Raw genomic sequence first — 25,624 nt, forward strand, 5'->3', positions numbered from 1 at the left:
CCCACAGGCACGGCGTCGTTGTCCCCAGCTTCTCCACACCCCTGTCCACTGTTCGGCAACCCGACACCCGCTTTCACCGCCGCGAGTGAAAGGCGTCACACGAGGAGCCTGGATTGAGCTGTGGGGAACGGGGGTAAAGCTGGGGACAGGCCTGGGGAGAAGTCACCCCGCCCTGTGCATCGGGTGTGCAGAACTTTCGCGTGTCCACAGAAACGCAAGGTTGTCCACCGGTGCCACCCACAGGGTCGGTGGACAAAAAACCGCTGTTGACCTGCGTAAACGACGTTATCCACGGTTTCCACAGGGCCTACTACTACTACCACTCAGAGTTAGCCAGGAATCAGCTTCGAAGCGGGGCCTGTGCACAACTCGAGCGGCGACCTCGGCACGCCTCGTGGCACGACTTGACCCCGAGCAGCGACGAGTGTCGGTGCCGTACGTCAGACTGGACCCCGGCGGACTCCCCCAGCCTCTCGGCGGGGAGCCCCCTGTCAGACGACGAAGGCCAGCAGGGCGAGCGAGCAACAGCAGGAGGCGGTTCCGGTGAAGATCCGGGTGGAGCGCGATGTACTCGCGGAGGCGGTGGCCTGGGTGGCCCGCAGCCTCCCTGCCCGTCCGCCGGCGCCCGTTCTTGCGGGTCTGCTCCTGAAGGCCGAGGACGGCGCCCTCAGCTTCTCGAGCTTCGACTACGAGGTCTCGGCCAAGGTCTCGGTGGACGCCGAGATCGAGGAGGACGGGACGGTCCTCGTCTCCGGCCGCCTGCTCGCCGACATCTGCCGCGCCCTGCCGAACCGCCCGGTGGAGATCTCCACCGACGGCGTGCGCGCCACCGTCGTCTGCGGCTCCTCGCGGTTCACCCTCCACACCCTGCCCGTGGAGGAGTACCCGGCCCTGCCGCAGATGCCGACGGCCACGGGCACCGTGCCCGGTGAGGTCTTCGCCTCCGCGGCGGCCCAGGTCGCCATCGCGGCCGGCCGCGACGACACCCTGCCCGTCCTGACCGGCGTCCGGATCGAGATCGAGGGCGACACCGTCACCCTCGCCTCCACCGACCGGTACCGCTTCGCCGTCCGCGAGTTCCTGTGGAAGCCGGAGAACCCCGAGGCCTCGGCCGTCGCCCTGGTGCCCGCGAAGACGCTCCTGGACACGGCCAAGGCGCTGACCAGCGGCGACACCGTGACCCTTGCGCTGTCGGGCTCCGGCGCCGGTGAGGGCCTGATCGGTTTCGAGGGCGCCGGCCGCCGGACGACCACCCGGCTCCTCGAAGGCGATCTCCCGAAGTACCGCACGCTCTTCCCGACCGAGTTCAACTCGGTCGCGGTCATCGAGACCGCCCCCTTCGTCGAGGCCGTCAAGCGCGTGGCCCTCGTCGCCGAGCGCAACACCCCGGTGCGGCTCAGCTTCGAGCAGGGCGTGCTGATCCTCGAAGCCGGTTCCAGCGACGACGCACAGGCTGTGGAGCGGGTCGACGCGGTGCTCGACGGCGACGACATCTCCATCGCCTTCAACCCGACCTTCCTGCTGGACGGGCTCAGCGCGATCGACTCCCCGGTCGCCCAGCTCTCCTTCACGACGTCGACCAAGCCCGCGCTGCTCAGCGGCCGGCCGGCCGTCGACGCCGAGGCGGACGACGCGTACAAGTACCTGATCATGCCGGTGCGCCTCTCCGGCTGATCCGGCGTCGTTCCCGGACCGGCAGTTTCCGGCGGGCAGGCTCAGCGCCGAGCGGGCTCACCGTGCTGCACCCCGTCGCGCCGTCCCGGCCGGGCGTAGGCTCGGTCCCGGGTACGAATCGGCACAACGCTTAAGGAATCTCTGATGGAGCTCGGTCTCGTCGGCCTCGGCAAGATGGGCGGCAACATGCGCGAGCGCATCCGCCGCGCAGGCCACACGGTCATCGGTTACGACCGCAACGCGGACGTCGCCGATGTCCACAGCCTCGAAGAGCTTGTGGGCAAGCTCAAGGGCCCCCGCGTCGTGTGGGTGATGGTCCCGGCGGGTGCCGCGACGCAGTCCACCATCGACGAGCTGGCCGAGCTGCTCTCCCCGGGCGACGTCGTCGTGGACGGCGGGAACTCCCGCTGGACCGACGACGAGAAGCACGCCGTCGAGCTGGGCCTCAAGGGCATCGGATTCGTGGACTGCGGTGTCTCCGGTGGTGTCTGGGGCCTGGAGAACGGCTACGCCCTGATGTACGGCGGCGACTCCGCGAACGTCGAGAAGGTCCAGCCGGTCCTCGACGCCCTCAAGCCCGAGGGGGACTTCGGTTCGGTCCACGCGGGCAAGGTCGGGGCCGGGCACTTCGCCAAGATGGTCCACAACGGCATCGAGTACGCCATGATGCAGGCCTACGCCGAGGGCTGGGAGCTCCTGGAGAAGGTCGACTCCGTCACCGATGTGCGCGAGGTCTTCCGCTCCTGGCAGGAGGGTACGGTCATCCGCTCCTGGCTGCTCGACCTCGCGGTCAACGCCTTGGACGACGACGAGCACCTCGACCAGCTCCGTGGCTTCGCCGCGGACTCCGGCGAGGGCCGGTGGACGGTCGAGGCCGCCATCGACAACGCCGTGCCGCTGCCCGCGATCACCGCGTCGCTGTTCGCCCGGTTCGCGTCGAGGCAGGACGACTCGCCGCAGATGAAGATGATCGCCGCGCTGCGCAACCAGTTCGGCGGCCACGCGGTCGAGAACAAGAAGTAGGACCGCAGGAGAGCGTGCCGCGGGCGCAGTCGGCCCGCGGCACGGCTGAACACAGCAGAGCACGCAGTCGGAAGGGTCGGCGACCATGCACGTCACGCATCTCTCGCTGGCCGACTTCCGCTCGTACGCCCGGGTCGAGGTCCCTCTCGACCCGGGCGTCACCGCGTTCGTGGGAGCCAACGGCCAGGGCAAGACCAACCTCGTGGAGGCGGTCGGGTATCTCGCGACGCTCGGCAGCCACCGGGTGTCGTCCGACGCGCCCCTGGTCCGGATGGGCGCCGAGCGGGCCGTCGTGCGCGCCGCGGTCACCCAGGGCGAGCGGTCGCAGCTGATCGAGCTCGAGCTCAACCCGGGCCGCGCGAACCGCGCCCGTATCAACAGGTCGTCGCAGGTCAGGCCGCGCGATGTGCTGGGGATGGTGCGGACGGTGCTCTTCGCGCCGGAGGACCTGGCCCTGGTGAAGGGGGACCCTGGCGAGCGCCGGCGCTTCCTGGACGAGCTGATCACGGCACGGTCCCCCCGTATGGCCGGGGTCCGCTCCGACTACGAGCGGGTGCTGAAGCAGCGGAACACCCTGCTGAAGTCCGCCGCCATGGCCCGCAGGCACGGCGGCCGGTCGATGGACCTGTCCACGCTCGACGTGTGGGACCAGCACCTGGGCCGGGTCGCGGCGGAGCTGCTGGCACAGCGGCTCGACCTGATCGCGACCCTCCAGCCGCTGGCGGACAAGGCGTACGCGGACGTCGCCCCCGGCGGCGGCCCGGTGACCCTGGAGTACCGCAGCTCGGCCGGCTCGGACGTGGAGCCCGCGCACACCCGCGAGGAGCTGTACGAGCAGGTGATCGCGGCCCTGGCCCAGGCACGCAAGCAGGAGATCGAGCGGGGGGTGACCCTGGTCGGCCCGCACCGCGACGACCTGGTGCTGAGCCTGCGCGGCATGCCGGCGAAGGGGTACGCCAGCCACGGCGAGTCCTGGTCGTACGCCCTGGCCCTGCGGCTGGCCTCGTACGAACTGCTCCGCACCGAGGGCAACGAGCCGGTGCTGGTACTCGACGACGTGTTCGCCGAGCTGGACGCGCGCCGGCGCGAGCGGCTGGCCGAGCTGGTGGCCCCCGGGGAGCAGGTGCTGGTGACGGCGGCCGTGGCCGAGGACGTCCCCGGCGCGCTCGCCGGAGCGCGGTACGCGGTCTCCGCCGGCGAGGTGGAACGGCTGTGAGCGGCCGGGACGAGCAGGGCGCGGCAGCGCGGGGACCCGCGAAGCAGCCCGAGGTCTCCGGCGTGGACCTGGCCCGGGTGGCGCTGCGCGCCGCCAAGGAGCAGGCGCGTGCCCGGGGCGCGGCCGCGCAGCAGAAGAACCAGGCGAGGCGCGGGGGCGGTCTGCGGTCGGGGGCGCGGTCCGACGGCCGTGATCCGCTGGCCCTGGGCTCGGCCATCAACCGTCTGATCACCGAGCGGGGCTGGGAGACCCCGGCGGCCGTCGGCGGTGTGATGGGCCGCTGGCCGCAGATCGTCGGTGACGATCTGGCCAACCACTGCGTTCCGGTGCGGTACGACGAGGATCCCGCCGAGCGGGTCCTCACCGTGCAGTGCGATTCGACGGCGTGGGCGACCCAGCTCCGGCTGCTCGCGCCGCAGCTGGTGGCCCGGCTCAACACGGACCTGGGGCACGGCACCGTGCGGATGATCAGAGTGCTCGGCCCGGGCGGTCCGCAGCGCAGATTCGGTCCGCTCCGCGCACCGGGGAGCAGAGGACCGGGCGACACCTACGGCTGAGCAGGGCTTTTCCTGCTCCACGGCGACTGCGGCCCGGCCGGGGACGAGGACGGCCGGAAGGCGGATCATCCCCTTCTGTGCCAATTCATCCACCCTCTGTGCTTTCCGTTCTGTATGCCTATGTCCTCATGTGGCGTGTGTGCAAGAAGTGAAGCGTCCCTCACCGTAGCGGGAGGTTGACAGCCCGAAGCGCACAAAGCCGTCGTGAGCCCCCCGGGGCCCCTTCCTGAATATGGGGAGTCGTCAGCCGCTCGTCCAGGGCGGCACATGCGTACTCAGGCACCGGCAAACCCCCATTCATGTCGGCGCTACCGGTAGACTGGTGGACAATCCCGCTTCCTTGCGGGAGTCGTCGATACAAGCCGAACGACGCAGCCGCTCCCGAACTGCCGGAGAACGGCCTGTGCTGTGCCAGAAAGGGCGCTTCGTGGCCGATTCCGGCAACCCCAACGAGAACATCCCGTCCACGGCCGGTGGGCCCGGCGAGGTATCCGCCTCGTACGACGCCAGCGCGATCACCGTGCTCGAAGGCCTGGACGCGGTCCGCAAGCGACCCGGCATGTACATCGGGTCCACCGGTGAGCGCGGTCTCCACCACCTCGTGCAAGAGGTTGTCGACAACTCGGTCGACGAGGCGATGGCCGGGCACGCGGACACCATCGACGTCACGATCCTCGCGGACGGCGGGGTGCGCGTGGTGGACAACGGCCGCGGCATCCCGGTCGGCATCGTGCCGTCCGAGGGCAAGCCGGCCGTCGAGGTCGTCCTCACCGTGCTGCACGCCGGCGGCAAGTTCGGCGGCGGCGGCTACGCCGTGTCCGGCGGTCTGCACGGCGTCGGTGTGTCCGTCGTCAACGCCCTGTCCACGCGGGTGGCCGTCGAGGTCAGGACCGACGGGTACCGCTGGACCCAGGACTACAAGCTCGGTGTCCCGACCGCCCCGCTGGCCCGTCACGAGGCCACCGAGGAGACGGGGACGTCCGTCACCTTCTGGGCCGACGGGGACGTCTTCGAGACCACCGACTACTCCTTCGAGACCCTCTCGCGCCGCTTCCAGGAGATGGCGTTCCTCAACAAGGGGCTCACCCTCAAGCTCACCGACGAGCGCGAGTCGGCGAAGGCCACGGCGGGCGCGGACAGCGCCGAGGTGGTCGACGTCCCCGACGAGGAGTCGACCCGCACGGTCACGTACCACTACGAGAACGGCATCGTCGACTTCGTCAAGTACCTCAACTCCCGCAAGGGCGAGCTGATCCACCAGTCGGTGATCGACATCGAGGCCGAGGACAAGGACCGCCTCCTCTCGGCCGAGATCGCCATGCAGTGGAACACGCAGTACACCGAGGGCGTCTACTCCTTCGCCAACGCGATCCACACGCACGAGGGCGGTACGCACGAGGAGGGCTTCCGTGCGGCGCTGACCTCGCTGGTCAACCGCTACGCGCGCGACAAGAAGCTGCTGCGCGAGAAGGACGACAACCTCACCGGTGAGGACGTCCGCGAGGGCCTGACGGCGATCATCTCGGTGAAGCTGGGCGAGCCGCAGTTCGAGGGCCAGACCAAGACGAAGCTGGGCAACACCGAGGCCAAGACCTTCGTCCAGAAGGTCGTCCACGAGCAGCTGACGGACTGGTTCGACCGGAACCCCAACGAGGCCGCCGACATCATCCGCAAGGGCATCGCGGCCTCCACGGCCCGTGTCGCGGCCCGCAAGGCGCGGGACCTCACCCGGCGCAAGGGGCTCCTGGAGAGCGCCTCGCTGCCCGGCAAGCTGAGCGACTGCCAGTCCAACGACCCGACGAAGTGCGAGATCTTCATCGTCGAGGGTGACTCCGCCGGCGGTTCGGCGAAGTCCGGCCGCAACCCGATGTACCAGGCCATCCTGCCGATCCGCGGCAAGATCCTGAACGTCGAGAAGGCCCGGATCGACAAGATCCTGCAGAACACCGAGGTCCAGGCGCTGATCTCGGCCTTCGGCACCGGGGTCCACGAGGACTTCGACATCGAGAAGCTCCGCTATCACAAGATCATTCTGATGGCGGACGCCGACGTCGACGGCCAGCACATCAACACCCTGCTGCTGACCTTCCTGTTCCGCTTCATGCGGCCCCTGGTCGAGTCCGGACACGTCTACCTCTCGCGTCCGCCGCTCTACAAGATCAAGTGGGGCCGCGACGACTTCGAGTACGCCTACTCCGACCGTGAGCGCGACGCCCTGGTGGAGCTCGGCAAGCAGAACGGCAAGCGGATCAAGGAAGACTCCATCCAGCGCTTCAAGGGCCTCGGCGAGATGAACGCCGAGGAACTGCGCGTCACCACGATGGACGTCGACCACCGCGTGCTGGGCCAGGTCACGCTCGACGACGCGGCGCAGGCCGACGACCTGTTCTCGGTGCTGATGGGTGAGGACGTCGAGGCGCGGCGTTCCTTCATCCAGCGCAACGCCAAGGACGTCCGCTTCCTCGACATCTGAGTCGGCCGTACAAGCAAGCCGCAGTGCGAAAGGACTTTGACCAGCAATGGCCGACGAGAACACCCCTGTGATGCCCGAAGAGGAGCCTGCCGTCCCGGGCGTGGGCATGCGTGTCGAGCCCGTGGGGCTCGAGACGGAGATGCAGCGCTCCTACCTCGACTACGCGATGTCCGTCATCGTGTCGCGTGCGCTGCCCGACGTGCGGGACGGTCTGAAGCCCGTCCACCGCCGGGTGCTGTACGCGATGTACGACGGTGGCTACCGGCCCGAGAAGGGCTTCTACAAGTGCGCCCGTGTCGTCGGTGACGTCATGGGTACGTACCACCCGCACGGCGACTCCTCGATCTACGACGCGCTGGTGCGCCTGGCGCAGCACTGGTCGATGCGCATGCCGCTGGTGGACTCCAACGGCAACTTCGGTTCCCCGGGCAACGACCCGGCCGCGGCCATGCGGTACACCGAGTGCAAGATGATGCCGCTGTCCATGGAGATGGTCCGGGACATCGACGAGGAGACCGTCGACTTCCAGGACAACTACGACGGGCGCAACCAGGAGCCGACGGTCCTGCCGGCCCGCATCCCCAACCTCCTGGTCAACGGCTCCGCGGGCATCGCGGTCGGTATGGCGACCAACATCCCGCCGCACAACCTGCGTGAGGTCGCCGCCGGCGCCCAGTGGTACCTGGAGCACCCGGAGGCCACGCACGAGGAGCTCCTGGACGCGCTGATCGAGCGGATCAAGGGCCCGGACTTCCCGACCGGCGCGCTGGTGGTGGGCCGCAAGGGCATCGAGGAGGCGTACCGCACGGGCCGTGGCTCGATCACGATGCGGGCGGTCGTCGCGGTCGAGGAGATCCAGAACAGGCAGTGCCTGGTCGTCACGGAGCTCCCCTACCAGACCAACCCCGACAACCTCGCGCAGAAGATCGCCGACCTGGTGAAGGACGGCAAGGTCGGCGGCATCGCGGACGTCCGGGACGAGACGTCCTCCCGCACGGGCCAGCGCCTGGTCGTCGTGCTGAAGCGCGACGCGGTCGCCAAGGTCGTGCTGAACAACCTGTACAAGCACACCGATCTGCAGTCGAACTTCGGCGCGAACATGCTGGCGCTCGTCGACGGGGTGCCGCGCACGCTGTCGATCGACGCGTTCATCCGGCACTGGGTGACGCACCAGATCGAGGTCATCGTCCGGCGCACGAAGTTCCGGCTGCGCAAGGCGGAGGAGCGGGCGCACATCCTGCGCGGCCTCCTCAAGGCCCTGAACGCGATCGAAGAGGTCATCGCGCTCATCCGCCGCAGCAACACCGTGGAGATCGCGCGCGAGGGCCTCATGGGCCTGCTGGAGATCGACGAGATCCAGGCCAACGCGATCCTGGAGATGCAGCTGCGCCGCCTGGCCGCGCTGGAGCACCAGAAGATCACCGCCGAGCACGACGAGCTCCAGGCGAAGATCAACGAGTACAACGAGATCCTGGCCTCCCCCGCCCGGCAGCGGCAGATCGTCAGCGAGGAACTGGCCGCGATCGTCGACAAGTTCGGCGACGACCGGCGCTCCAAGCTGGTGCCCTTCGACGGTGACATGTCCATCGAGGACCTCATCGCCGAGGAGGACATCGTCGTCACGATCTCCCGCGGCGGCTACGTCAAGCGGACCAAGACGGACGACTACCGCTCGCAGAAGCGCGGCGGGAAGGGCGTGCGCGGCACGAAGCTCAGGGAAGACGACATCGTCGACCACTTCTTCGTGTCCACGACGCACCACTGGCTGCTGTTCTTCACGAACAAGGGCAGGGTCTACCGGGCCAAGGCGTACGAGCTGCCGGACGCCGGCCGGGACGCGCGCGGCCAGCACGTCGCGAATCTCCTGGCGTTCCAGCCGGACGAGCAGATCGCGCAGATCCTGGCGATCCGCGACTACGAGGCCGCGCCCTACCTGGTCCTGGCGACCAAGGGCGGCCTGGTCAAGAAGACCTCGCTCAAGGACTACGACTCCCCGCGCTCCGGCGGCGTCATCGCGATCAACCTCCGGGAGACGGAGAGCGGCGCGGACGACGAGCTGATCGGTGCGGAACTGGTGTCGGCCGAGGACGATCTGCTGCTCATCAGCAGGAAGGCCCAGTCGATCAGGTTCACCGCGACCGACGACGCGCTGCGCCCGATGGGACGTGCCACCTCGGGCGTGAAGGGGATGAGTTTCCGCGAGGGCGACGAACTGCTCTCGATGAATGTTGTCCGGCCCGGTACGTTCGTGTTCACTGCCACCGACGGCGGTTACGCGAAGCGGACCCTCGTCGACGAGTACCGCGTCCAGGGTCGCGGTGGTCTGGGCATCAAGGCCGCCAAGATCGTCGAGGACCGCGGATCCCTCGTCGGTGCGCTGGTGGTGGAGGAAACGGACGAGATCCTCGCCATCACACTCGGCGGCGGTGTGATTCGTACGCGAGTCAATGAAGTCAGGGAGACGGGCCGTGACACCATGGGCGTCCAACTGATCAATCTGGGCAAGCGGGATGCCGTCGTCGGCATCGCGCGCAACGCCGAGGCCGGTCGCGAGGCCGAAGAGGTCGACGGGACCGATGAGGCCGAAGGCGCCACGGGCGAGGCTCCTGCCGCAACCGTGGTCGAGGGCACAGTCGAGGGCACGGTGCCTTCGGCCGGGGAGCACGAGGAGTAGAGCGTGAGTGGAGCCACGGGCGCAGGTTCGGCCGCTTCCGGAGCAGGCGCGACCGGCGCCCGTGGCCCTGCCACGGACTCCCAAGGGGGCACTGTGACGGACACTCGGGGACCTCAGTACGAGGGCTACGCGACCGGGCCGCTGCCCGGCGAGCGTGAGCCCGCAACGGGCCAGGCGGGGCCCTACCACCCGCCCCGTGCGTACCCGTCCCCTGCGGGCGGTACGCAGGGCGGCGGCACCCAGGGCGTCGGCGGGCAGGCGACCCGGCTGCCCCGGACGGGAGCGCGGACCACTCCGCGTACCCGCAAGGCGCGTCTGCGGGTCGCGAAGGCCGATCCGTGGTCGGTGATGAAGGTCAGCTTCCTGCTCTCCATCGCCCTCGGCATCTGCACGGTGGTCGCGGCCGCGGTCCTGTGGATGGTGATGGACGCGATGGGCGTCTTCTCCACCGTGGGCGGCACGATCAGCGAGGCCACCGGCTCGAACGAGAGCAACGGCTTCGATCTGCAGTCGTTCCTGTCGCTGCCGCGGGTGCTCATCTTCACCTCGGTCATCGCGGTGATCGACGTGGTGCTGGCCACCGCGCTGGCGACGCTGGGCGCGTTCATCTACAACCTGTCGGCCGGCTTCGTGGGCGGCGTGGAGCTCACTCTCGCCGAGGACGAGTAGGGCGCCGGGTATCGATTTTGGGACTGGCCCCGACGTGCGCTAATCTTCAGAAGTCAGCGCAGCACGGCAGCGCGGCGGGGCTATAGCTCAGTTGGTTAGAGCGCATCCCTGATAAGGATGAGGCCACAGGTTCAAATCCTGTTAGCCCCACCAGCGAGAAGGCCCCTCACCGGAGACGGTGGGGGGCCTTCTGCGTGTGCGGCTGCGAGTGGACCGGGGGCCGACGGTGCGGCCGGCATGGGCGCCGTCCTGCGGCTTCCCGTCGGTCGCCGTACCGGTCGCGCCGTGCCGGCCGTCGAGCCCGTCGTGCCGTCCTCGGCGGGCGGCGTCCGGGGCGGGTGTGTCCGTGTGTGTTGCGGGCCGCCCGGGGTGCCGGTGGCCGTCGGGGTGCGCTTCGGCGGCCCGGGAGGCCCCGGACACATGGAAAAGGCCCCCGCCGGTGTGGACCGGACCAGGGGCCTGGGTGGCGTTCTCGGCGCCCTCAGGGTGGCAGCGGGGCCGAGTCCCCGGCAGGCGAGGCGCTGTGCCCGGAGCGGGTGCCGTCCGTCGCGTTCACGGCGTCCGCGGAGTCGGCGGCCAACTGGCGGGTGGCGGGCGAGGAACCGTGCGCCTCGGCGCGGATGCGCTGCTTCATCGTGGGCGGCAGCGCCCGGTCACGCGGAAGGGTCCATCGCACCGACGGCGTGGTCGCGGTTGCCGGGTGCGCGGCCGTGTGCTCGTGGCTCGTGACCGTCGCCTCCGCGGCCGTGGCCTGGGCGGTGGCGAGGCCCAGCGACGCGAGGATCGCGAAGAAGGCGGTGATGAAGGCGGTCCAGATGCTCTTGGCCTTGAAGGTGCTCATGGCCCCTCGCTTTCAGGTGGTCCGGTTTGCTTACCTTTCCGATGATGTGGATGCGGGCCCCGGAAACCGGGACCGACGCCCCCGGTTCGCAGATCTTCTGATGAACACCACTCGTATGGTTCAACCGGTTCGCGGAGTCGTCCGAGGGGGTGGAGAGGGGCTCCGACGGGGGTCCGGAACGGGCGGCGGCCGGGTTCCGGGGAGGTCACCGATCGGTATCGGCCGGTGTGTATAGTCGGGCGGCAGAAGTCCCTTACGTCAAGGAAAGACGAGGTCGCGCGGTGAAGAAGCTTCTCCTGGTCGCACTGGCTGCCATCGGCGGGCTCCTCGTGTACCGCCAGATCCAGGCGGATCGCGCCGAGCAGGATCTGTGGACGGAGGCGACCGACTCCGTGCCCGCAGGTTCGGGTGTGTGAGACGGAACAGTCTGCTAGAAGCCCCGGTCGCCGAGCGGCCGGGGCTTTCTGCTGCCCGGGGTCCGCTGCCGTCCGACCGCGGACCCCTTCCTGGTGTTCACTGAAGTGAATTCTTTGCTCGCACAAGCAAAGGGGTGCCGGGTGGGCGTCGAGGAGGGATCGGCGGGTGCACCGCCGAGGACGGGCCGTACGGCCTGCCGACCGGGGCGCGGACCGGGGCGCGGACCGGCGGCCGTGGCGCGGACCGGCGGCCGTGGTGCGGGGGCCGCAGACAGCGGTGGTGCGGGCGGTGCAGGATGGACCGGCATCGCGGCCCCGGCCGGAGCGGGCGCCGCGATCGCCGCGTAGCCGGCTTCCTGCTGGTGGGCGGCCGGCGCGGCGCAGGAACGCAGACGACGGGGGGAAGCGCGTGAACAGGCAGCGCAACAGGGGCCGGGTGGTGCTCGCGATCATCGCGGCCGTGTGCGCGGTGGCGGCGGTGCCGGGGCAGACGCACGCGGCGGACGGCCCTGCGGCGTACGCCTTCGATCCCTCGGCGGTGACCGTCCAGGGTGCGGAGACGAACGCCGACGCGGAGGAGCTGAAGGCCGGAGCGGTCTACCGGAGCTCCATCGAGCAGGGACAGAAGCTCTACTACCGCCTCGAACTCGACGACACGGCCGGTGCGTACGTCTCCGCCGTGGCCGTCCCGAAGGCGGGTGCCCGGGTCGCCTACGGGGACGGGATCACGGTCAGCATCAGAGACCTCGACGACACCCGGTGCGGCTCCGGGGACGCGGCGTTCGAGTCGGCGGAGTTCCCCCGCCCGATCGCCGCCTACGCGTACCGGACGGTGGAGAAGGACAGCACCACCTGTGCGGCGAGCGGCACCTACAACGTCCTCATCGAGCGGAAGAGCAAGGAGACTTCGTCCTCCGAGGCGTGGGAGCTGGAGCTGCGCCACGAGACGGAGCCGGCGCTCCGGGACGCCGGGTCGCTGCCGACCGAGGCTCCGGAGGACTGGCCCTCCGCCTCGCCGGTCCCGCCCGTCGGCAAGCAGAAGCGGACCGGCGGCAGCGGATACTACGACGCCACCGGCCTGGAGTCCGGCGAGTGGGTCGACTCCATCGCGCCCGGGCAGACCCGCTTCTACCGGGTGCCCGTGGACTGGGGCCAGCAGATCTTCGCCTCGGCCGCGCTGAGCAACAGCTCCGCGTCGACGGAGTTCCTCGGCAACGCGCTGGCCCTGGCCCTGGACAATCCGGCCCGCGGTCATGTGGACGACGCGACGCTCTCGTACTCCGGTGCGCCCGGCTCGGTGGCCCTGGACCCGCTGCCACCCGTGGCCTACGAGAACCGTCACGGCGCGGGAGCGGCCGTCAACGCCATGCGGTTCGCCGGCTGGTACTACCTCTCGGTGTCGCTCGCGCCCGAGGTGGCCGAGCACTACGGGGACGACCCCATCGGGCTGACGCTCCGGGTCAAGGTGGTCAACGACCCCGAGCCGTCGCCCTATCAGGGGGACACCGGGATCTTCGGTGTCACCGACCAGGACCGGGACATGGCCAGGAGCGGCCGGAGCGCGCCCGAGGCCGCGGAGAGCCGCACGATGAAACTGGTGGCCGTGGCGGGCATCGGCGCGGGCTCCGCGCTGGTGCTGGGACTCGGAGCGTGGACGCTGCTGGCCAGGCGCCGGGCCGCACCGGTCGCGGGGTCGCCCGGTGCGGACGGCCGCCCGCCGCTCGGCGGCCCCCCGCAGGCCCGGTAGAGCCGCACCCGCCGGGGGACCGCCACTCGGGGGCCGGCCGGGCTCCCGCGGAGCCGGGGTGGGGTGGTGGGGTCGCGCCTCAGGCCCGGGGGACGGGGCGGTGGTTCGCGTCCGGGCCCGGGGGACGGGGCGGTGGTGCGCGTCCGCGCCCGGGGTGTCGCGCTCAGGCCCAAGGGGGCGCGCTCAGGCCGTGGGTGTCGCGCTCAGGTCTGGGTGAGGGCCCAGATGCCCACGGCGAAGCAGATCAGCGCGACGAGGAGTACCGGGACCGCCACCTTCGGGGACGGTCCGGGCCGCCTGACGGGCGAGGTCCGCGCTGCCGTGTTCCGGGGGTCCTGGGGACCTTCGGCGGTGTAGGCGCGGGTGGGCGGCGTCCCGTACGCCACCGCGGCCGTGGCGGCACGGGCGGCATCCTGCGAGGCGTCGGCGGCGTGGGGGGACGCGGCGTGCGCCGCAAGCGGACCGGGGGGCTGCGACTGTGCCGGGTGCGGGAGGGGCGCGGGGCGCTGCGGTGGCGGTGCGAGGTGGAAACTGCCCGTCTCCGACATCGACGGGGCGGGTGCGTACGGCTGTTGCTCCGGCGCCCCCTGCGGGGCGTGCGGCTGTGCTCCGGCGCCCTGGGGCGCGTACGGCTGCTCTCCGGCTCCCTGCGGGGCGTGCGGCCGGGGTGAGGGCGGCGGTGCGCCGACGGCGTCCTGCGCGGGCGTGCGGAGCCCTCCGGCGGGCGTTTCCGGGCCGTCGGGGCCGAACCCCGCGGGCAGGGGGCCGATCTGGTCGAACACCTCCACCTGCTCGTCGTCCGGACCGGCGTCCGGCAGCATCTCGACCGCCGCGGTCAGCGCCTTGCGCGCACCGGTGGCCGTACGGAAACGGGCGTGCGGATCGGGCTGCAGCAGACCGGCGAGGACCTGCCACAAGGGCTCCGGTACGCCCCTGGGCGCCCCGGGGGTGCCGTGCGCGACGAAGTACTCGATCAAGGCCTTGGCGTCCGGCTTGCGGCCCTGGAGCAGGTAGAGCGCGACGAGGCCCACGGCGAACAGGTCCGCCGGGAAGTCGGGCTCGGCGCCCATCATCTGCTCGGGTGCGAAGTAACCGGGCGTACCGACCACGTAGTTGGTCTCCGTCAGCCGCGGCTCGCCCTTGCGCATCGAGATGCCGAAGTCGGAGAGCCGCAGGTGCGGACGGCCCGTACCGGTGGCCTCCATCAGGATGTTGGCCGGTTTGATGTCGCGGTGCACGACCCCTTCGGCGTGCACCGTCGACAGCCCGGACAACAGCTGATCGAGCAGGAGACAGACGAAGCGCGGGGGCAACGGGCCGTAGTCGCCGATCACATGGGCCAGCGAGCCGCCGCCGACCAGGTCCATGGTGAAGAGGACCTGGTCGTCGTCCGCGGCCCAGCTGGCCGGCGCGAGGACATGCGGATGCTCGATCCGCAGCGCCTGTTCCCGGACGAAGCGCAGCAGGGTGTGCGCGTCCCTCTGCTGCAGCACCTTGGCCGCCACGTACCGGCGGCGCCGGTGGTCCCACGCGCGCCAGACCGCACCGACTCCACCGCGTCCGATCGGATCGACCAGCTCGTACCGACCGGCGAAGACCTCACCCATTGCGCTGCGCCCGCTCCCGTTCCCGTTGAGGTTCGTGCCCCGGCTGCCGGGATACCGCCACGGCCCCGCCGCCCCGGGGTGTTCCGGGCCGTGGACTCCTGCCCGGGGCTCCCGTCCGGACCGTGCCGGGCCCGCGCCCGGTCCGTACGGGGGACCCGGGCGGATCGATCGAGACCCCCGTGCCGGCAACGCCCGTGATCGATACGCCTAGCCCTGGTGTCCTTCGTAGTGCGCGACCGCGTCGGCGGTCCGCCCCGCTCCGTACACCCGGAGGAACTCTGCCAGTTCCGGGTGGTCCGGGGCGAGGGAGTCGGCCGCGACGATGATGTCGCCGGCCGCCGCGACCGAGCGCAGCAGCGACTGGATCTCGCGGACCACGCGCCGCACGGTGGGGGCCCCACCGGCGGGGGAGGTCTGGCCGGTGTTGGTCAGGACCGAGCCGCCCTGGGACTTCTTGATCTCCTCCATGCGATCGGTGGCCTCACCCGCGCTGACGCTGCCGTCCGCCACCTGGCCGGCGAGTTCCTGGAGGGCCTGGACCCGCTGGACGACCGCGGGATTGCCGATCTTGGCCCGCTGCCCGCTCATCAGCTGGGAGAGCATGGGGGCGGACAGCCCGAGAACGGCGGCGAGCCGTGCCTGGTTGAGGCCGAGGTCGTCGATCAGCCTGCGGAAGAGCGCCCCCAGGGGCTCTCCGTACCAGCTGCGCTGGAGCTCTCTGGCTCTTGCGGTGGCCTCTTGCTGCGCTGCGTCCATTGCGTCTCCCCATCGCGCTGCGGCTTCGCTGCTGCGAACCTCGTCGTGCATCTTACGGAGAGCCGTTGCGGGCCGGGAGTCCCAATCCTTTTGCAGGATTCGGGGGGTCACCCGGTACTCTGTTCTGGGTCGGACGTCGCGGCATGGTTGTGTCCGTCGTTGTCCGGTTTTCGGGGCCTTAGCTCAGTTGGTAGAGCGCTGCCTTTGCAAGGCAGATGTCAGGAGTTCGAATCTCCTAGGCTCCACAGAGAAAGTCCTCTGACCTGCGGATCGCAGCGTCGGAGGACTTTTTTCGTTGCCCTGGTGCAGGCGACCCCGTCCGCCCGGCCGGGGCGCCTCGGTTTCACGTGAAACGAGGGCGCCGCGCGTGGTGACGCACCGGCGCAATGTGCTGGGCAGGGCACCCTCGGTGCAGTGCGGTGTTCCGGCGCGGTGCTCCCGGACGGCGCTTCGAGCGGTTGGGGGAAAACGCGAGGGGCGCCGGAGACCAGGAAGGTCCTCCGGCGCCCCTCGCAGGCGTCGTCACCGCGCGTACCGGGTTCAGCGCTGGTCGGTCCCGTCCGACGGGTCGGAGCCGGACTCCGCCTCGTCCTGCTTGGCGCGGACCTCGGGGTCCAGCACGGTCTGCCCGCTGCCGTCGACCGACGTCAGCGGAGCGCGGCCGTCAGCCACCTCGGTGGGCGCGGGCGGCTCGACCAGCCAGTCCGGGTTGGCCTGCTTGTCCCACCACTTCCAGGCGGCGAAAGCACCGCCTGCCAGGAGGCCCAGCACCAGGAAGCCCTTGGCCGCCCGGCCTGCCTTGGCCCGGCGCTCGTGCTTCCTGACGATCTTCTGGATCTCCTTGGTCGTCACCTGCCCGCGGAGAGCGGCCAGCGCGGCCGTGCTCCGGGCGGTGGCCTCCTCGGCGACAGGCCGGCTCGCCGCCACCGCGTGCTCGACCCGCGGCACGGTGTAGTCCGCGGCGGTCCGGGCGGCGCTGCGCGTCCGGACCGCGGCCTTGTGTGCGGCCTCGTCGACCTTGGGCGGCACATGGGTCAGTGCCTGTTCGATACGTGGTGCGAGGTGCGCGCCGTACTGCACGCGGGCCTGCGCGGCTGCCTTCGACATCTTGGGCGCGAGTAGCGCGCGAGCCTCGTGCGCGTAGTGCGCGGCCTGTTCCTTGGCCGTGTCGGCGTAGGGCGCCACCACTTCCGCGGCGTGCTGCGCGCTGTCCTTCGCCGAGTAGGTTGCGGCGCGCACGCTGTCGATGCGGGTCACGGGATCCTCCTCCTTGGTGGCGGGTAGGTACTCCGCCTATCCACCCATTTCGAAATCATGCCCGCTGGTGCCTGGGACGCCATGCGGGGCAGGCATCCGGGTCATGAGTGTCGCGGGTTTTATTCTCGGACAAAATGGTGCAAGGGGGTGTGCTGCTGACGATGCCATGTTTCGTGTCGGAAGGTGTGCCGTCACCGGGCGGGTGGGGGCATCAATCCCGCAGGAAGTGTGGGAAAGGTGCAGGAAGAAGGGCAACACGGTGTGCGCTGTCCGCTCCGGGCCGTGACCGGCCTGCTGAGCGGGGACTCCGTGCGAGGATCTGGGGTCATCGGAGAAGACTGAGGGAAGGCAGAACGTGGCCGAGCAGCTGTACGCCACTTTGAAGACCAACCAGGGTGACATCGCGATCCGGCTCCTGCCGAACCACGCTCCCAAGACGGTCAAGAACTTCGTGGAGCTCGCCAGGGGCGAGCGTGAGTGGACCGACCCGGCGACCGGCTCCAGGTCCACCGGCAAGCTGTACGACGGCACTGTCTTCCACCGCGTCATCAGCGGCTTCATGATCCAGGGCGGCGATCCGCTGGGCAACGGCACGGGGGGCCCCGGGTACGAGTTCGGCGACGAGTTCCACCCCGACCTCGCGTTCACCAAGCCCTATCTGCTGGCCATGGCCAACGCCGGTCCCGGAACCAACGGTTCGCAGTTCTTCCTGACCGTGTCCCCCACCGCCTGGCTGACCGGCAAGCACACGATCTTCGGCGAGGTCGCCGACGAGGCGGGGCAGAAGGTCGTGGACGCGATCGCGGCGGCTCCGACCAATCCCCGCACCGACCGGCCGCTCAGCGACGTGGTGATCGAGTCGGTCGTCATCGAGACGCGCTGACCGGACGCACGCGTCCCCGGAGGGACGGCGGCCCTGACGGACGCCGTCCCTCCGGGGAACCAACCGCCCCGCTCGTCCGTACTGCTCCATAACGGGCGAGTGGGGCGATCGCAGGGGTGCCTCCCTCCGCGGACGAGGACCGAAGGGGCCGTGACCGATGGACCAGCAGTCGCCGCAGGGCGAGGACGGATCCGCAGCCGCAGGCGGACCGCGGACCTGTTACCGGCATCCGGGCAGGGAGACGGGGATCCGCTGCACACGGTGCGAGCGGCCGATCTGCACGGACTGCATGATCCCCGCCTCGGTGGGGTTCCAGTGCCCGGGCTGTGTCCGTGAGGGGACCGGGACGGGCCACCACCCGGCGGCGAGCCGGCCGCGGACCCTGGCCGGCGGCAGCGTCGCGGCCGATCCCAGGCTGATCACCAAGATCCTCATCGGCATCAACCTCGCGGTCTTCGTCGCCGTCCTGGTCCACCCCGTCCTGCGCGACGAACTCCTGCTGTTCGGCCGCGCCTACGTGGACGCACGCGCGACCGGGTACGAGGGCGTCGCCGAAGGGCAGTGGTACCGCCTTCTGACCTCGATGTTCCTGCATCAGGAGGTCTGGCACATCGCCTTCAACATGCTGGGGCTGTGGTGGCTCGGGGGGCCGCTGGAGGCCGCGCTCGGCCGCGCACGCTACCTCGCGCTCTATCTGATCTCGGGGCTCGCCGGCAGTGCGCTCACCTACCTGATCGCCGCCCCGGGGCAGGGCACGCTCGGGGCGTCCGGTGCCGTCTTCGGTCTGCTGGGTGCCACGGCCGTGCTGGTGCGCAGGATGAACTACGACATGCGTCCGGTCATCGTGCTGCTCGTGGTGAACCTGATCTTCACCTTCAACCCCTGGGGCGGGATCGCCTGGCAGGCGCACGTCGGCGGGCTCGTCGCCGGAGCACTGATCGCGATCGCGATGGTGCACGCCCCGCGCGCGCACCGGAATCTCGTGCAGTACGGCGCCTGTGCGCTCGTGCTCGTCGCGATCGTGGTGACCGTCCTGGCCAGGACCGCTGCGCTCACCTGAGCGGAATCCGTTGCTCCTGGCGGACGGTTGTCCACAGAGAGTGCCGGATCTTGTGCATGACGTGGGGAACAGGTGTGCCCCTTGTCGCTGGACCGGGTTTTTCCAGTCCGGGCAAGGGGCGTACCGTCCTGCGATGCGTAAGTGTGTAGTCACACCGGCGTCAACATCGAGGGGGGTTATCCACAGATCTTCTGACCTTTTCCCCCGCCTGTGGATAACTCTGTGGGTAACTTCAGGGCAGAGCTACTTCCACTGTGTGGAGACGCCGAAGCCGCCTGCGATGAAGCCGAAGCCCACGACGATGTTCCAGTTGCCCAGGGCGTCGATCGGCAGATCGCCCTCGGTGACGTAGAAGACCACGATCCAGGCCAGGCCGATCAGGAAGAGCGCCAGCATCACCGGCGCCACCCAACTGCGGTTGGTCAGCTTTATGCTCGTCGACTGCTTCGCCGGCGGGGGCGTGAAGTCTGCCTTCTTGCGGATACGTGACTTCGGCACGAGGGACTCTCCTGTCGATGCGCTGCGTGACCGCGCAGGGATCTGTGGCTGGCGCCGGGGCGCGAGGGGGAATGCTGCCTCCCCGGGGCGTCCGTTAGCGTAGTGCTTCCGTGGCGCCTAAGGAGATAAGGGTACGTTGAGCAATTCTGCCGACTCCCCTCGAGGTCCGGTCCGGCGCATGTCCCGCCGACCGGTCCAGGTCCTCACCGCTGCCGTCTTCGCGCTGGCCGGTCTGATCTTCGTGACCAGTGCGAACACGGCCAAGGGCACCGATATCCGGACGGACTCCTCCCTGCTGAAGCTCTCCGATCTCATCCAGCAGCGCAGCGAGAAGAACGCCGAGCTGGACGAGTCGACCGCCTCCGTGCGTGCGGACATCGACACCCTCGCCCGGCGCGACGACGGGAGCACCCGAGCCGAGGACGCGAAGCTCGACGCGCTGGAGAAGGCCGCCGGCACCACGGAGATCAGCGGCGAGGCGCTCTCCGTCACGCTGAACGACGCCCCGCCGAACGCCACCGCCAATCCCGGATACCCCGAGCCGCAGCCCAACGACCTGGTCATCCACCAGCAGGACCTGCAGGCCGTCGTCAACACCCTGTGGGAGGGCGGTGCCCGCGGGATCCGGGTGATGGACCAGCGGCTGATCTCCACGAGCGCGGTGCGCTGCGTCGGGAACACCCTGATCCTGCAGGGCCGGGTCTACTCCCCTCCGTACAAGGTCACCGCCGTCGGTGACCGGGGGAAGCTCAGGCAGGCGCTCGACGACTCCACGGCGATCCAGAACTACCAGCTCTACGTGAAGGCGTACGGGCTGGGATGGAAGGTCGAGGAGGACGACGGGCTGACGCTCCCCGGTTACTCCGGCACCGTCGACCTCCATGACGCACAGCCTGTGGAGTAGGCCCTCGCGGGGTCCGGTCCACCGGGTTCCGTGACGGACGTGTGTCCCTGTGACGGACGCCCCGGGGACGGCTTTCCACAGCTGACCCACGTCCGTGCCCCGGCCGTTTAGTCTGGTGCCGTACCGAATGGAGGCGACAGCATGTACGGCTGGATCTGGCGGCATCTGCCGGGCAACGCATGGGTGCGGGGCTTCATCTCGCTCGTGCTGGCCCTGGCCGTTGTCTACTCGCTCTTCCAGTACGTCTTCCCCTGGGCGGAGCCGCTGCTCCCGTTCGGTGATGTGACGGTGGACGGCCAGGACACCGGCGGAGCGGGAGCCGGCCGGTGAGCGCACGCATTCTCGTCGTCGACAACTACGACAGCTTCGTCTTCAACATCGTCCAGTACCTCTACCAGCTCGGCGCCACGTGCGAAGTGGTCCGGAACGACGCGGTGACGACGGCGCACGCCGACGACGGCTTCGACGGGGTGCTGCTGTCCCCCGGACCGGGCACACCCGAGCAGGCGGGCGTCTGCATCGAGATGGTGCACCACTGCGCGCGCAGCGGGGTGCCGGTCTTCGGGGTGTGCCTGGGGATGCAGTCGATGGCCGTCGCGTACGGCGGTGTGGTGGACCGGGCCCCGGAGCTGCTGCACGGCAAGACGTCCCCCGTGCTGCACGAGGGCGCAGGTGTGTTCGCCGGTCTGCCGTCCCCCTTCACCGCGACGCGCTACCACTCGCTCGCCGCGGAGCCGTCGACGGTCCCGCCGGTGCTCGAGGTCACCGCGCTGACCGAGGACGGCATCATCATGGGGCTGCGCCACCGCGAACACGCGGTGGAGGGAGTGCAGTTCCATCCCGAGTCGGTGCTCACGGAGCACGGACACCTCATGCTCGCCAACTGGCTGGAGCAGTGCGGTGACGAGGGCGCGGTCCTGAGATCGGCGGGGCTGGCCCCGGTGGTGGGCAAGGCCGCCGCGTGACCTCACCCCGCCCCCACGCCGGCCGGGAGGGCCCGTACGCGCAGGGAGAGCACGAGCCCGACGGCCTGTTCGAGGCGGCGGTGGAGCAGTTGGCGGACCCGCTGAACGATCCGCTGCCGGCCCGGCACGCCGCACCCCGGTTCGGGGCGGAGGGGAACCGGCCCGCGGGGGAGGTGCAGCAGACGCCCCTGACGGCTGCTCAGGGGCCCGCCGAGCCCGCGGGTGAGTGGTACGACCCGGAGGGGTACCGGAGGGACTGGTACGGGCAGCAGGGCCCGGACGCCGCGCCCGCGTCCGCCACGGTCCACGGGACGGCGGTGATACCCGACCCCCTCGCGGAGACGCCCGCTCCGCCGGCCCCCGGTCCCGGCCCGTCGCCGGCTCCGCCCGTCCCGGCCCCCGCGCGGCCCCGGGGAGAGGAGCGTCAGGTCTCGCACGCGGAGACCGTCGCGCTGCGGACAGCCGACACACGGCGGGCGTCGCGGCCGGCCGGAGCCTCGGCCCCCGGTCCCGCCGCAGACCCCGGTCCTGCCGCAGACACCGACCCGACCGCCACCCCCGGTCCCGAACCGCTCCCGACGGGGGGCAGGGCCGAGCGCAGACGGGCGGCCAAGGGACGCGGAAGACGTCGGGTGGAGCCCCGGCGCGTCCCGGAGACGGGCACGGCAGCGGGCGCCGGCACGGGGCCGGCGAAGCCCGCGGTCCCGATGACGCGGATGGAGGCCCGCCGTGCGGCACGCGCCGCCAAGGACAGCCCCGCCGTCGTCGCCAGCAGGGTCGTCGGCGAAGTGTTCATCACCTTCGGTGTGCTGATGCTGCTGTTCGTCACCTACCAGCTGTGGTGGACCAACATCCGCGCCGACCAGATCGCCGGCCGGGAGACCAGCAAGATCCAGGACGACTGGGCGAGCGGCGAGCGCAGCCCGGGCGTCTTCGAGCCCGGCAAGGGGTTCGCCATCATGCACATCCCCAAGCTGGACGTGGTCGCCCCCATCGCCGAGGGCATCAGCAAGGAGAAGGTCCTCGACCGGGGCATGATCGGGCACTACGGCGAGGGCAAGCTGAAGACCGCGATGCCGTCGGCGCAGCAGGGCAACTTCGCGGTGGCGGGCCACCGCAACACCCACGGCGAGCCCTTCCGCTACATCAACAAGCTGAAGCCGGGCGACCCGATCGTGGTCGAGACGCAGGACGCCTACTACACGTACGAGATGGCCAGCATCCTCCCGCAGACGTCGCCGTCCAACGTGGCCGTGATCGACGAGGTGCCTCCGGGCTCCGGCTTCACCGGACCGGGCAGGTACCTCACGCTGACGACGTGCACCCCGGAATTCACGAGTACGTACCGAATGATCGTGTGGGGCAAAATGGTCGACGAGCGGCCGCGCAGCAAGGGGAAGCCCGACGCACTGGTCGGCTGACGCGAGCTGGACGACATCACGACAGGGGCGGGTGCGGTGGCAGCGAGGACCGATCACGAAGAGCGCGTCGACGAGCCGCCCGCCCCGGTACGGCGCAGGAGCCGCCATCCCGTCGCGACCGCGGTGAGCCTCTTCGGTGAACTGCTGATCACCGCAGGGCTGGTGCTGGGCCTGTTCGTCGTCTACTCGCTGTGGTGGACCAACGTCCTGGCCGACCGCGAGGCCGGCAAGCAGGGCGACAGCGTCCGCGACCGCTGGGCGGGAGGCCCGGGGGCACTGGACACCGGGGACGGCATCGGCTTCCTCCACGTCCCCGCCATGAAGAACGGCGAGGTCCTGGTCAAGAAGGGCACCGACGCCAAGACGCTCAACAACGGCCTCGCCGGCTACTACACCGACCCGGTCGAGTCGGCCCTCCCCGAGGACGCGCAGGGCAATTTCGCGCTCGCCGCGCACCGGGACGGCCACGGCGCCAAGTTCCACAACATCGACAAGGTCGGCAAGGGCGACGCGATCGTCTTCGAGACCAAGGACACCTGGTACGTCTACAAGGTCTTCGCGGAGCTTCCGGAGACGTCCAAGTTCAACATCGACGTGATCGCCCCGGTGCCCGGGGACTCGGGTGTGAAGAAGGCCGGCCGCTACATCACGCTGACCACGTGCACCCCCGTCTACACGTCGAAGTACCGCTACATCGTGTGGGGCGAGCTCGTGCGGACCGAGAAGGTGGACAGGGACCGCACGAAGCCGGCGGAGCTGCGGTAGGCCGCCCAGGCCGAACGACAGGGCCCCGGTCACCGTTGGTGACCGGGGCCCTCTGTACGTCGTCGTGCTACCGCGCGGGTCAGCCCTGGCCGGACTGACCCCCGAAGAAGCCGCCGCCACCGCCGCCGTCCCCGCCACCGCCACCGCCACCGATGGTGGTCAGGGTGACGGTCTGGCCCCTGGGGACCTGGCTGTTGGCTCCCGGATCCGCCTTCATCACCAGCGCGTTGGGCTTGTCGGACGAGTTGGGCGCGAGCGCGACCGTGAGTCCGAGGCCTTCCAGCGCGGACTTGGCGTCCTGGAACCGCTTGCCGACGATGTCACCCGGGATGGTGACCTGCTCGGGCTCGGGCGGCTGGGTGGGGCCCTTGGAGACCTTCAGGACGATCTGGACGTCCTTGGACTGCTTGCTGGGTCCCGACGGTGTCTGCTCGACGACCGTGCCCGCGGCTTCGTCGGAGTCGACGTCCTGCCGCGACACGTTCGAGAACCCGAGGCCGTTCAGCTGCGCCACCGCGGCGTCGTAGGGGCGGGAGCGCACGTCCGGCATCGGCTCGGTCGTCTTCTTGGCCACCGTGATCGTGACCTCGGACTCCTTCTCGACCTTCGAGCCGCCGTCGGGCTTCTGCGAGATGACCGTGTCCGGCGTCTTGTCGGACTCCGACGTCTCGACGTTCACCGTGAAGCCCTTGTCCTCCAGGGCCTTGCGGGCGCTGTCCTCGGACTTCTCCAGGACGTCCGGGACCTCGACCTTGGGGGCGCCGGTGGAGACGACGACCGTCACGGTCTCGCCCTTCTCCATCTGCTCGTCCGAGCCGGGGCTCTGACTGCAGATCTGGCCCTTCTGCTGGGCCTCGCAGGCTTCCTTGGAGCCGACCTTCAGGACGACTTCGGAGTTGTCGGCGAGCTTCTGCGCCTGCTCGACCGTGGAGCCGACCATGTTCGGCACGTCGAACTTCCCGCTGCCGCCGTCGGTGGAGCTGAAGAGCGTCCTGCCGATCAGGATCGCTCCGATCAGCACCAGGACTCCGGCGGCGACCAGGAAGATCGTCGAGGTGTTGTTCTTCTTCTGGCGCCGGCGGCCCGGGCGCTCGTCGTAGCCGTAGCCGCCGTCGTCCGGGTTGACCGGCGGCAGCATCGACGTCTGGGCGCCGTTCTGGTCCGCCGACCGCATCGCCTGGGTGGGCTGGTCGTTGCCGTAGCCGTCGTACCCGCCGTAGCCCGCCGCTCCCATGGCCGCGGTCGCGGCGACCGGCTGGCCGTCGAGGCAGGCCTCGATGTCCGCGCGCATCTCGTCGGCGGACTGGTAGCGGTAGTCCGGGTCCTTCGTCAGCGCCTTCAGGACGATGGCGTCCATCTCGGGCGTGATCTCGGGATCGAAGTTGCTCGGCGGCTGCGGTTCCTCACGCACGTGCTGGTACGCGACCGCGACGGGGGAGTCACCGACGAAGGGCGGCCGGACCGCGAGCAGCTCGTAGAGCAGGCAGCCGGTGGAGTACAGGTCGGAACGGGCGTCGACCTGCTCACCCTTGGCCTGCTCCGGGGAGAGGTACTGGGCGGTCCCGATGACCGCGGCGGTCTGGGTCATCGTCATCCCGGAGTCGCCCATGGCGCGGGCGATGCCGAAGTCCATGACCTTGACCTGACCGGTGCGCGTCAGCATGACGTTCGCCGGCTTGATGTCGCGGTGCACGATCTGGGCGCGGTGCGAGTACTCCAGTGCCTGGAGGATCCCGACCGTCATCTCCAGGGTCCGCTCCGGCAGCAGCTTGCGGCCGGAGTGCAGGAGCTCTCTGAGCGTCGATCCGTCGACGTACTCCATCACGATGTACGGGATGGAGACGCCGTCGACGTAGTCCTCGCCGGTGTCGTAGACGGCGACGATCGCGGGGTGGTTGAGCGAGGCGGCCGACTGGGCCTCACGGCGGAACCGTGCCTGGAAGGACGGGTCGCGGGCGAGGTCGGCCCGCAGCGTCTTCACAGCGACGGTGCGGCCGAGCCGGGTGTCGTGCGCGAGGTAGACCTCGGCCATGCCACCACGGCCGAGCACCGAGCCCAGCTCGTACCGGCCGCCGAGGCGACGCGGCTCTTCCATAACTGATCCAGCCCTCTCCGTCAGTCCCGACCGCACCCGTGTGTGGTCCGGCGGTGCGCTGTTCGCGGCCTACGCTACCGGGCACGCCCTGCTTGATCGGCCCGCACCCGTCAGCCGATATCC

The 25,624-nt window shown here is 70.1% G+C and carries 22 protein-coding genes and 2 tRNA genes; 18 read left to right on the plus strand and 6 right to left on the minus strand.

What is annotated here, in order from left to right; translation table 11 throughout:
- Positions 1-543 precede the first annotated feature (543 nt).
- From dnaN to ABZ172_RS20950, 8 genes are all read left to right on the plus strand, one after another.
- Positions 544-1,674: a DNA polymerase III subunit beta gene (gene dnaN / locus ABZ172_RS20915; RefSeq protein WP_014155224.1), complete on the plus strand. Its 1,131-nt coding sequence runs from the start codon at positions 544-546 to the stop codon at positions 1,672-1,674.
- 144 nt (positions 1,675-1,818) lie between these two features.
- The gene (gene gnd, locus ABZ172_RS20920) at positions 1,819-2,697 is read left to right on the plus strand and encodes a phosphogluconate dehydrogenase (NAD(+)-dependent, decarboxylating) (RefSeq protein ID WP_356885246.1); all 879 of its coding nucleotides are present in this window, start codon (positions 1,819-1,821) and stop codon (positions 2,695-2,697) included.
- An 85-nt stretch (positions 2,698-2,782) separates the two neighbouring features.
- Entirely contained in the window at positions 2,783-3,913 is a 1,131-nt protein-coding gene (recF, locus tag ABZ172_RS20925; RefSeq protein WP_356885247.1) for a DNA replication/repair protein RecF, read from the plus strand.
- The gene (locus ABZ172_RS20930) at positions 3,910-4,470 is read left to right on the plus strand and encodes a DciA family protein (RefSeq protein ID WP_356885248.1); all 561 of its coding nucleotides are present in this window, start codon (positions 3,910-3,912) and stop codon (positions 4,468-4,470) included. The genes recF and ABZ172_RS20930 overlap by 4 nt, the downstream gene beginning before the upstream one ends.
- Positions 4,471-4,873: 403 nt before the next feature.
- The gene (gene gyrB, locus ABZ172_RS20935) at positions 4,874-6,943 is read left to right on the plus strand and encodes a DNA topoisomerase (ATP-hydrolyzing) subunit B (RefSeq protein WP_356885249.1); all 2,070 of its coding nucleotides are present in this window, start codon (positions 4,874-4,876) and stop codon (positions 6,941-6,943) included.
- A 46-nt stretch (positions 6,944-6,989) separates the two neighbouring features.
- The gene (gene gyrA / locus ABZ172_RS20940; protein ID WP_356885250.1) at positions 6,990-9,617 is read left to right on the plus strand and encodes a DNA gyrase subunit A; all 2,628 of its coding nucleotides are present in this window, start codon (positions 6,990-6,992) and stop codon (positions 9,615-9,617) included.
- A 93-nt stretch (positions 9,618-9,710) separates the two neighbouring features.
- On the plus strand, positions 9,711-10,286 hold the full coding sequence (locus ABZ172_RS20945) for a DUF3566 domain-containing protein (protein WP_356885251.1): 576 nt from the start codon (positions 9,711-9,713) through the stop codon (positions 10,284-10,286).
- A gap of 76 nt (positions 10,287-10,362) precedes the next feature.
- A tRNA-Ile gene (locus tag ABZ172_RS20950) sits at positions 10,363-10,439 on the plus strand.
- 328 nt (positions 10,440-10,767) lie between these two features.
- On the opposite strand, the gene ABZ172_RS20955 is transcribed toward ABZ172_RS20950, so the two are convergent.
- Positions 10,768-11,127: a DUF6344 domain-containing protein gene (locus ABZ172_RS20955; protein WP_356885252.1), complete on the minus strand. Its 360-nt coding sequence runs from the start codon at positions 11,125-11,127 to the stop codon at positions 10,768-10,770.
- Between the two features lie 281 nt (positions 11,128-11,408).
- Between ABZ172_RS20955 and ABZ172_RS20960 the strand changes: the two genes are divergently transcribed.
- Positions 11,409-11,543, plus strand: a complete 135-nt coding sequence (locus tag ABZ172_RS20960; RefSeq protein WP_003958712.1) for a DLW-39 family protein — start codon at positions 11,409-11,411, stop codon at positions 11,541-11,543.
- A 409-nt stretch (positions 11,544-11,952) separates the two neighbouring features.
- A complete protein-coding gene (locus ABZ172_RS20965; RefSeq protein ID WP_356885253.1) occupies positions 11,953-13,290 on the plus strand; it encodes a hypothetical protein in 1,338 nt (445 codons plus the stop codon).
- A gap of 203 nt (positions 13,291-13,493) precedes the next feature.
- Here the strand turns inward: ABZ172_RS20965 and ABZ172_RS20970 are convergent, their stop codons facing one another.
- Together ABZ172_RS20970 and ABZ172_RS20975 are read right to left on the minus strand one after the other, a co-directional pair.
- Positions 13,494-14,897 carry a protein kinase gene (locus tag ABZ172_RS20970; protein WP_356885254.1) on the minus strand — a complete coding sequence of 468 codons (1,404 nt, stop codon included), beginning with the start codon at positions 14,895-14,897 and terminating at the stop codon, positions 13,494-13,496.
- Positions 14,898-15,104: 207 nt separating this feature from the next.
- On the minus strand, positions 15,105-15,653 hold the full coding sequence (locus tag ABZ172_RS20975) for a DNA-binding protein (RefSeq protein WP_356885255.1): 549 nt from the start codon (positions 15,651-15,653) through the stop codon (positions 15,105-15,107).
- Positions 15,654-15,825: 172 nt separating this feature from the next.
- Between ABZ172_RS20975 and ABZ172_RS20980 the strand changes: the two genes are divergently transcribed.
- Positions 15,826-15,898 (plus strand) — tRNA-Ala (locus ABZ172_RS20980).
- Positions 15,899-16,193: 295 nt separating this feature from the next.
- On the opposite strand, the gene ABZ172_RS20985 is transcribed toward ABZ172_RS20980, so the two are convergent.
- The gene (locus ABZ172_RS20985; protein WP_356885256.1) at positions 16,194-16,910 is read right to left on the minus strand and encodes a DUF5324 family protein; all 717 of its coding nucleotides are present in this window, start codon (positions 16,908-16,910) and stop codon (positions 16,194-16,196) included.
- A 355-nt stretch (positions 16,911-17,265) separates the two neighbouring features.
- Here ABZ172_RS20985 and ABZ172_RS20990 point away from each other — a divergent pair, with 355 nt between their 5' ends.
- Both ABZ172_RS20990 and ABZ172_RS20995 read left to right on the plus strand, forming a co-directional pair.
- Positions 17,266-17,793, plus strand: a complete 528-nt coding sequence (locus ABZ172_RS20990) for a peptidylprolyl isomerase (RefSeq protein WP_356885257.1) — start codon at positions 17,266-17,268, stop codon at positions 17,791-17,793.
- Between the two features lie 157 nt (positions 17,794-17,950).
- On the plus strand, positions 17,951-18,853 hold the full coding sequence (locus ABZ172_RS20995) for a rhomboid family intramembrane serine protease (RefSeq protein WP_356885258.1): 903 nt from the start codon (positions 17,951-17,953) through the stop codon (positions 18,851-18,853).
- Positions 18,854-19,096: 243 nt separating this feature from the next.
- On the opposite strand, the gene crgA is transcribed toward ABZ172_RS20995, so the two are convergent.
- Positions 19,097-19,351: a cell division protein CrgA gene (gene crgA, locus ABZ172_RS21000; protein ID WP_031090433.1), complete on the minus strand. Its 255-nt coding sequence runs from the start codon at positions 19,349-19,351 to the stop codon at positions 19,097-19,099.
- A 178-nt stretch (positions 19,352-19,529) separates the two neighbouring features.
- Here crgA and ABZ172_RS21005 point away from each other — a divergent pair, with 178 nt between their 5' ends.
- The 5 genes from ABZ172_RS21005 (at position 19,530) to ABZ172_RS21025 (ending at position 23,406) form a co-directional block, all read left to right on the plus strand.
- Entirely contained in the window at positions 19,530-20,255 is a 726-nt protein-coding gene (locus ABZ172_RS21005; protein ID WP_356885259.1) for a DUF881 domain-containing protein, read from the plus strand.
- Between the two features lie 141 nt (positions 20,256-20,396).
- Positions 20,397-20,585, plus strand: a complete 189-nt coding sequence (locus ABZ172_RS21010; protein WP_356885260.1) for a hypothetical protein — start codon at positions 20,397-20,399, stop codon at positions 20,583-20,585.
- Positions 20,582-21,220 (plus strand): aminodeoxychorismate/anthranilate synthase component II, encoded by a 639-nt coding sequence (locus ABZ172_RS21015; RefSeq protein WP_356885261.1) that lies wholly within the window; start codon positions 20,582-20,584, stop codon positions 21,218-21,220. Before ABZ172_RS21010 ends, ABZ172_RS21015 begins: the two co-directional genes overlap by 4 nt.
- Positions 21,217-22,641: a class E sortase gene (locus ABZ172_RS21020; protein WP_356885262.1), complete on the plus strand. Its 1,425-nt coding sequence runs from the start codon at positions 21,217-21,219 to the stop codon at positions 22,639-22,641. The genes ABZ172_RS21015 and ABZ172_RS21020 overlap by 4 nt, the downstream gene beginning before the upstream one ends.
- Positions 22,642-22,677: 36 nt before the next feature.
- The gene (locus tag ABZ172_RS21025) at positions 22,678-23,406 is read left to right on the plus strand and encodes a class E sortase (protein ID WP_356885263.1); all 729 of its coding nucleotides are present in this window, start codon (positions 22,678-22,680) and stop codon (positions 23,404-23,406) included.
- Between the two features lie 79 nt (positions 23,407-23,485).
- Here the strand turns inward: ABZ172_RS21025 and pknB are convergent, their stop codons facing one another.
- Positions 23,486-25,501, minus strand: a complete 2,016-nt coding sequence (gene pknB, locus ABZ172_RS21030) for a Stk1 family PASTA domain-containing Ser/Thr kinase (RefSeq protein ID WP_356885264.1) — start codon at positions 25,499-25,501, stop codon at positions 23,486-23,488.
- Between the last annotated feature and the right edge of the window lie 123 nt (positions 25,502-25,624).

The sequence above is a fragment of the Streptomyces sp. NPDC006296 genome (genome assembly GCF_040613235.1).
In the GTDB taxonomy this organism is placed as follows: domain Bacteria; phylum Actinomycetota; class Actinomycetes; order Streptomycetales; family Streptomycetaceae; genus Streptomyces.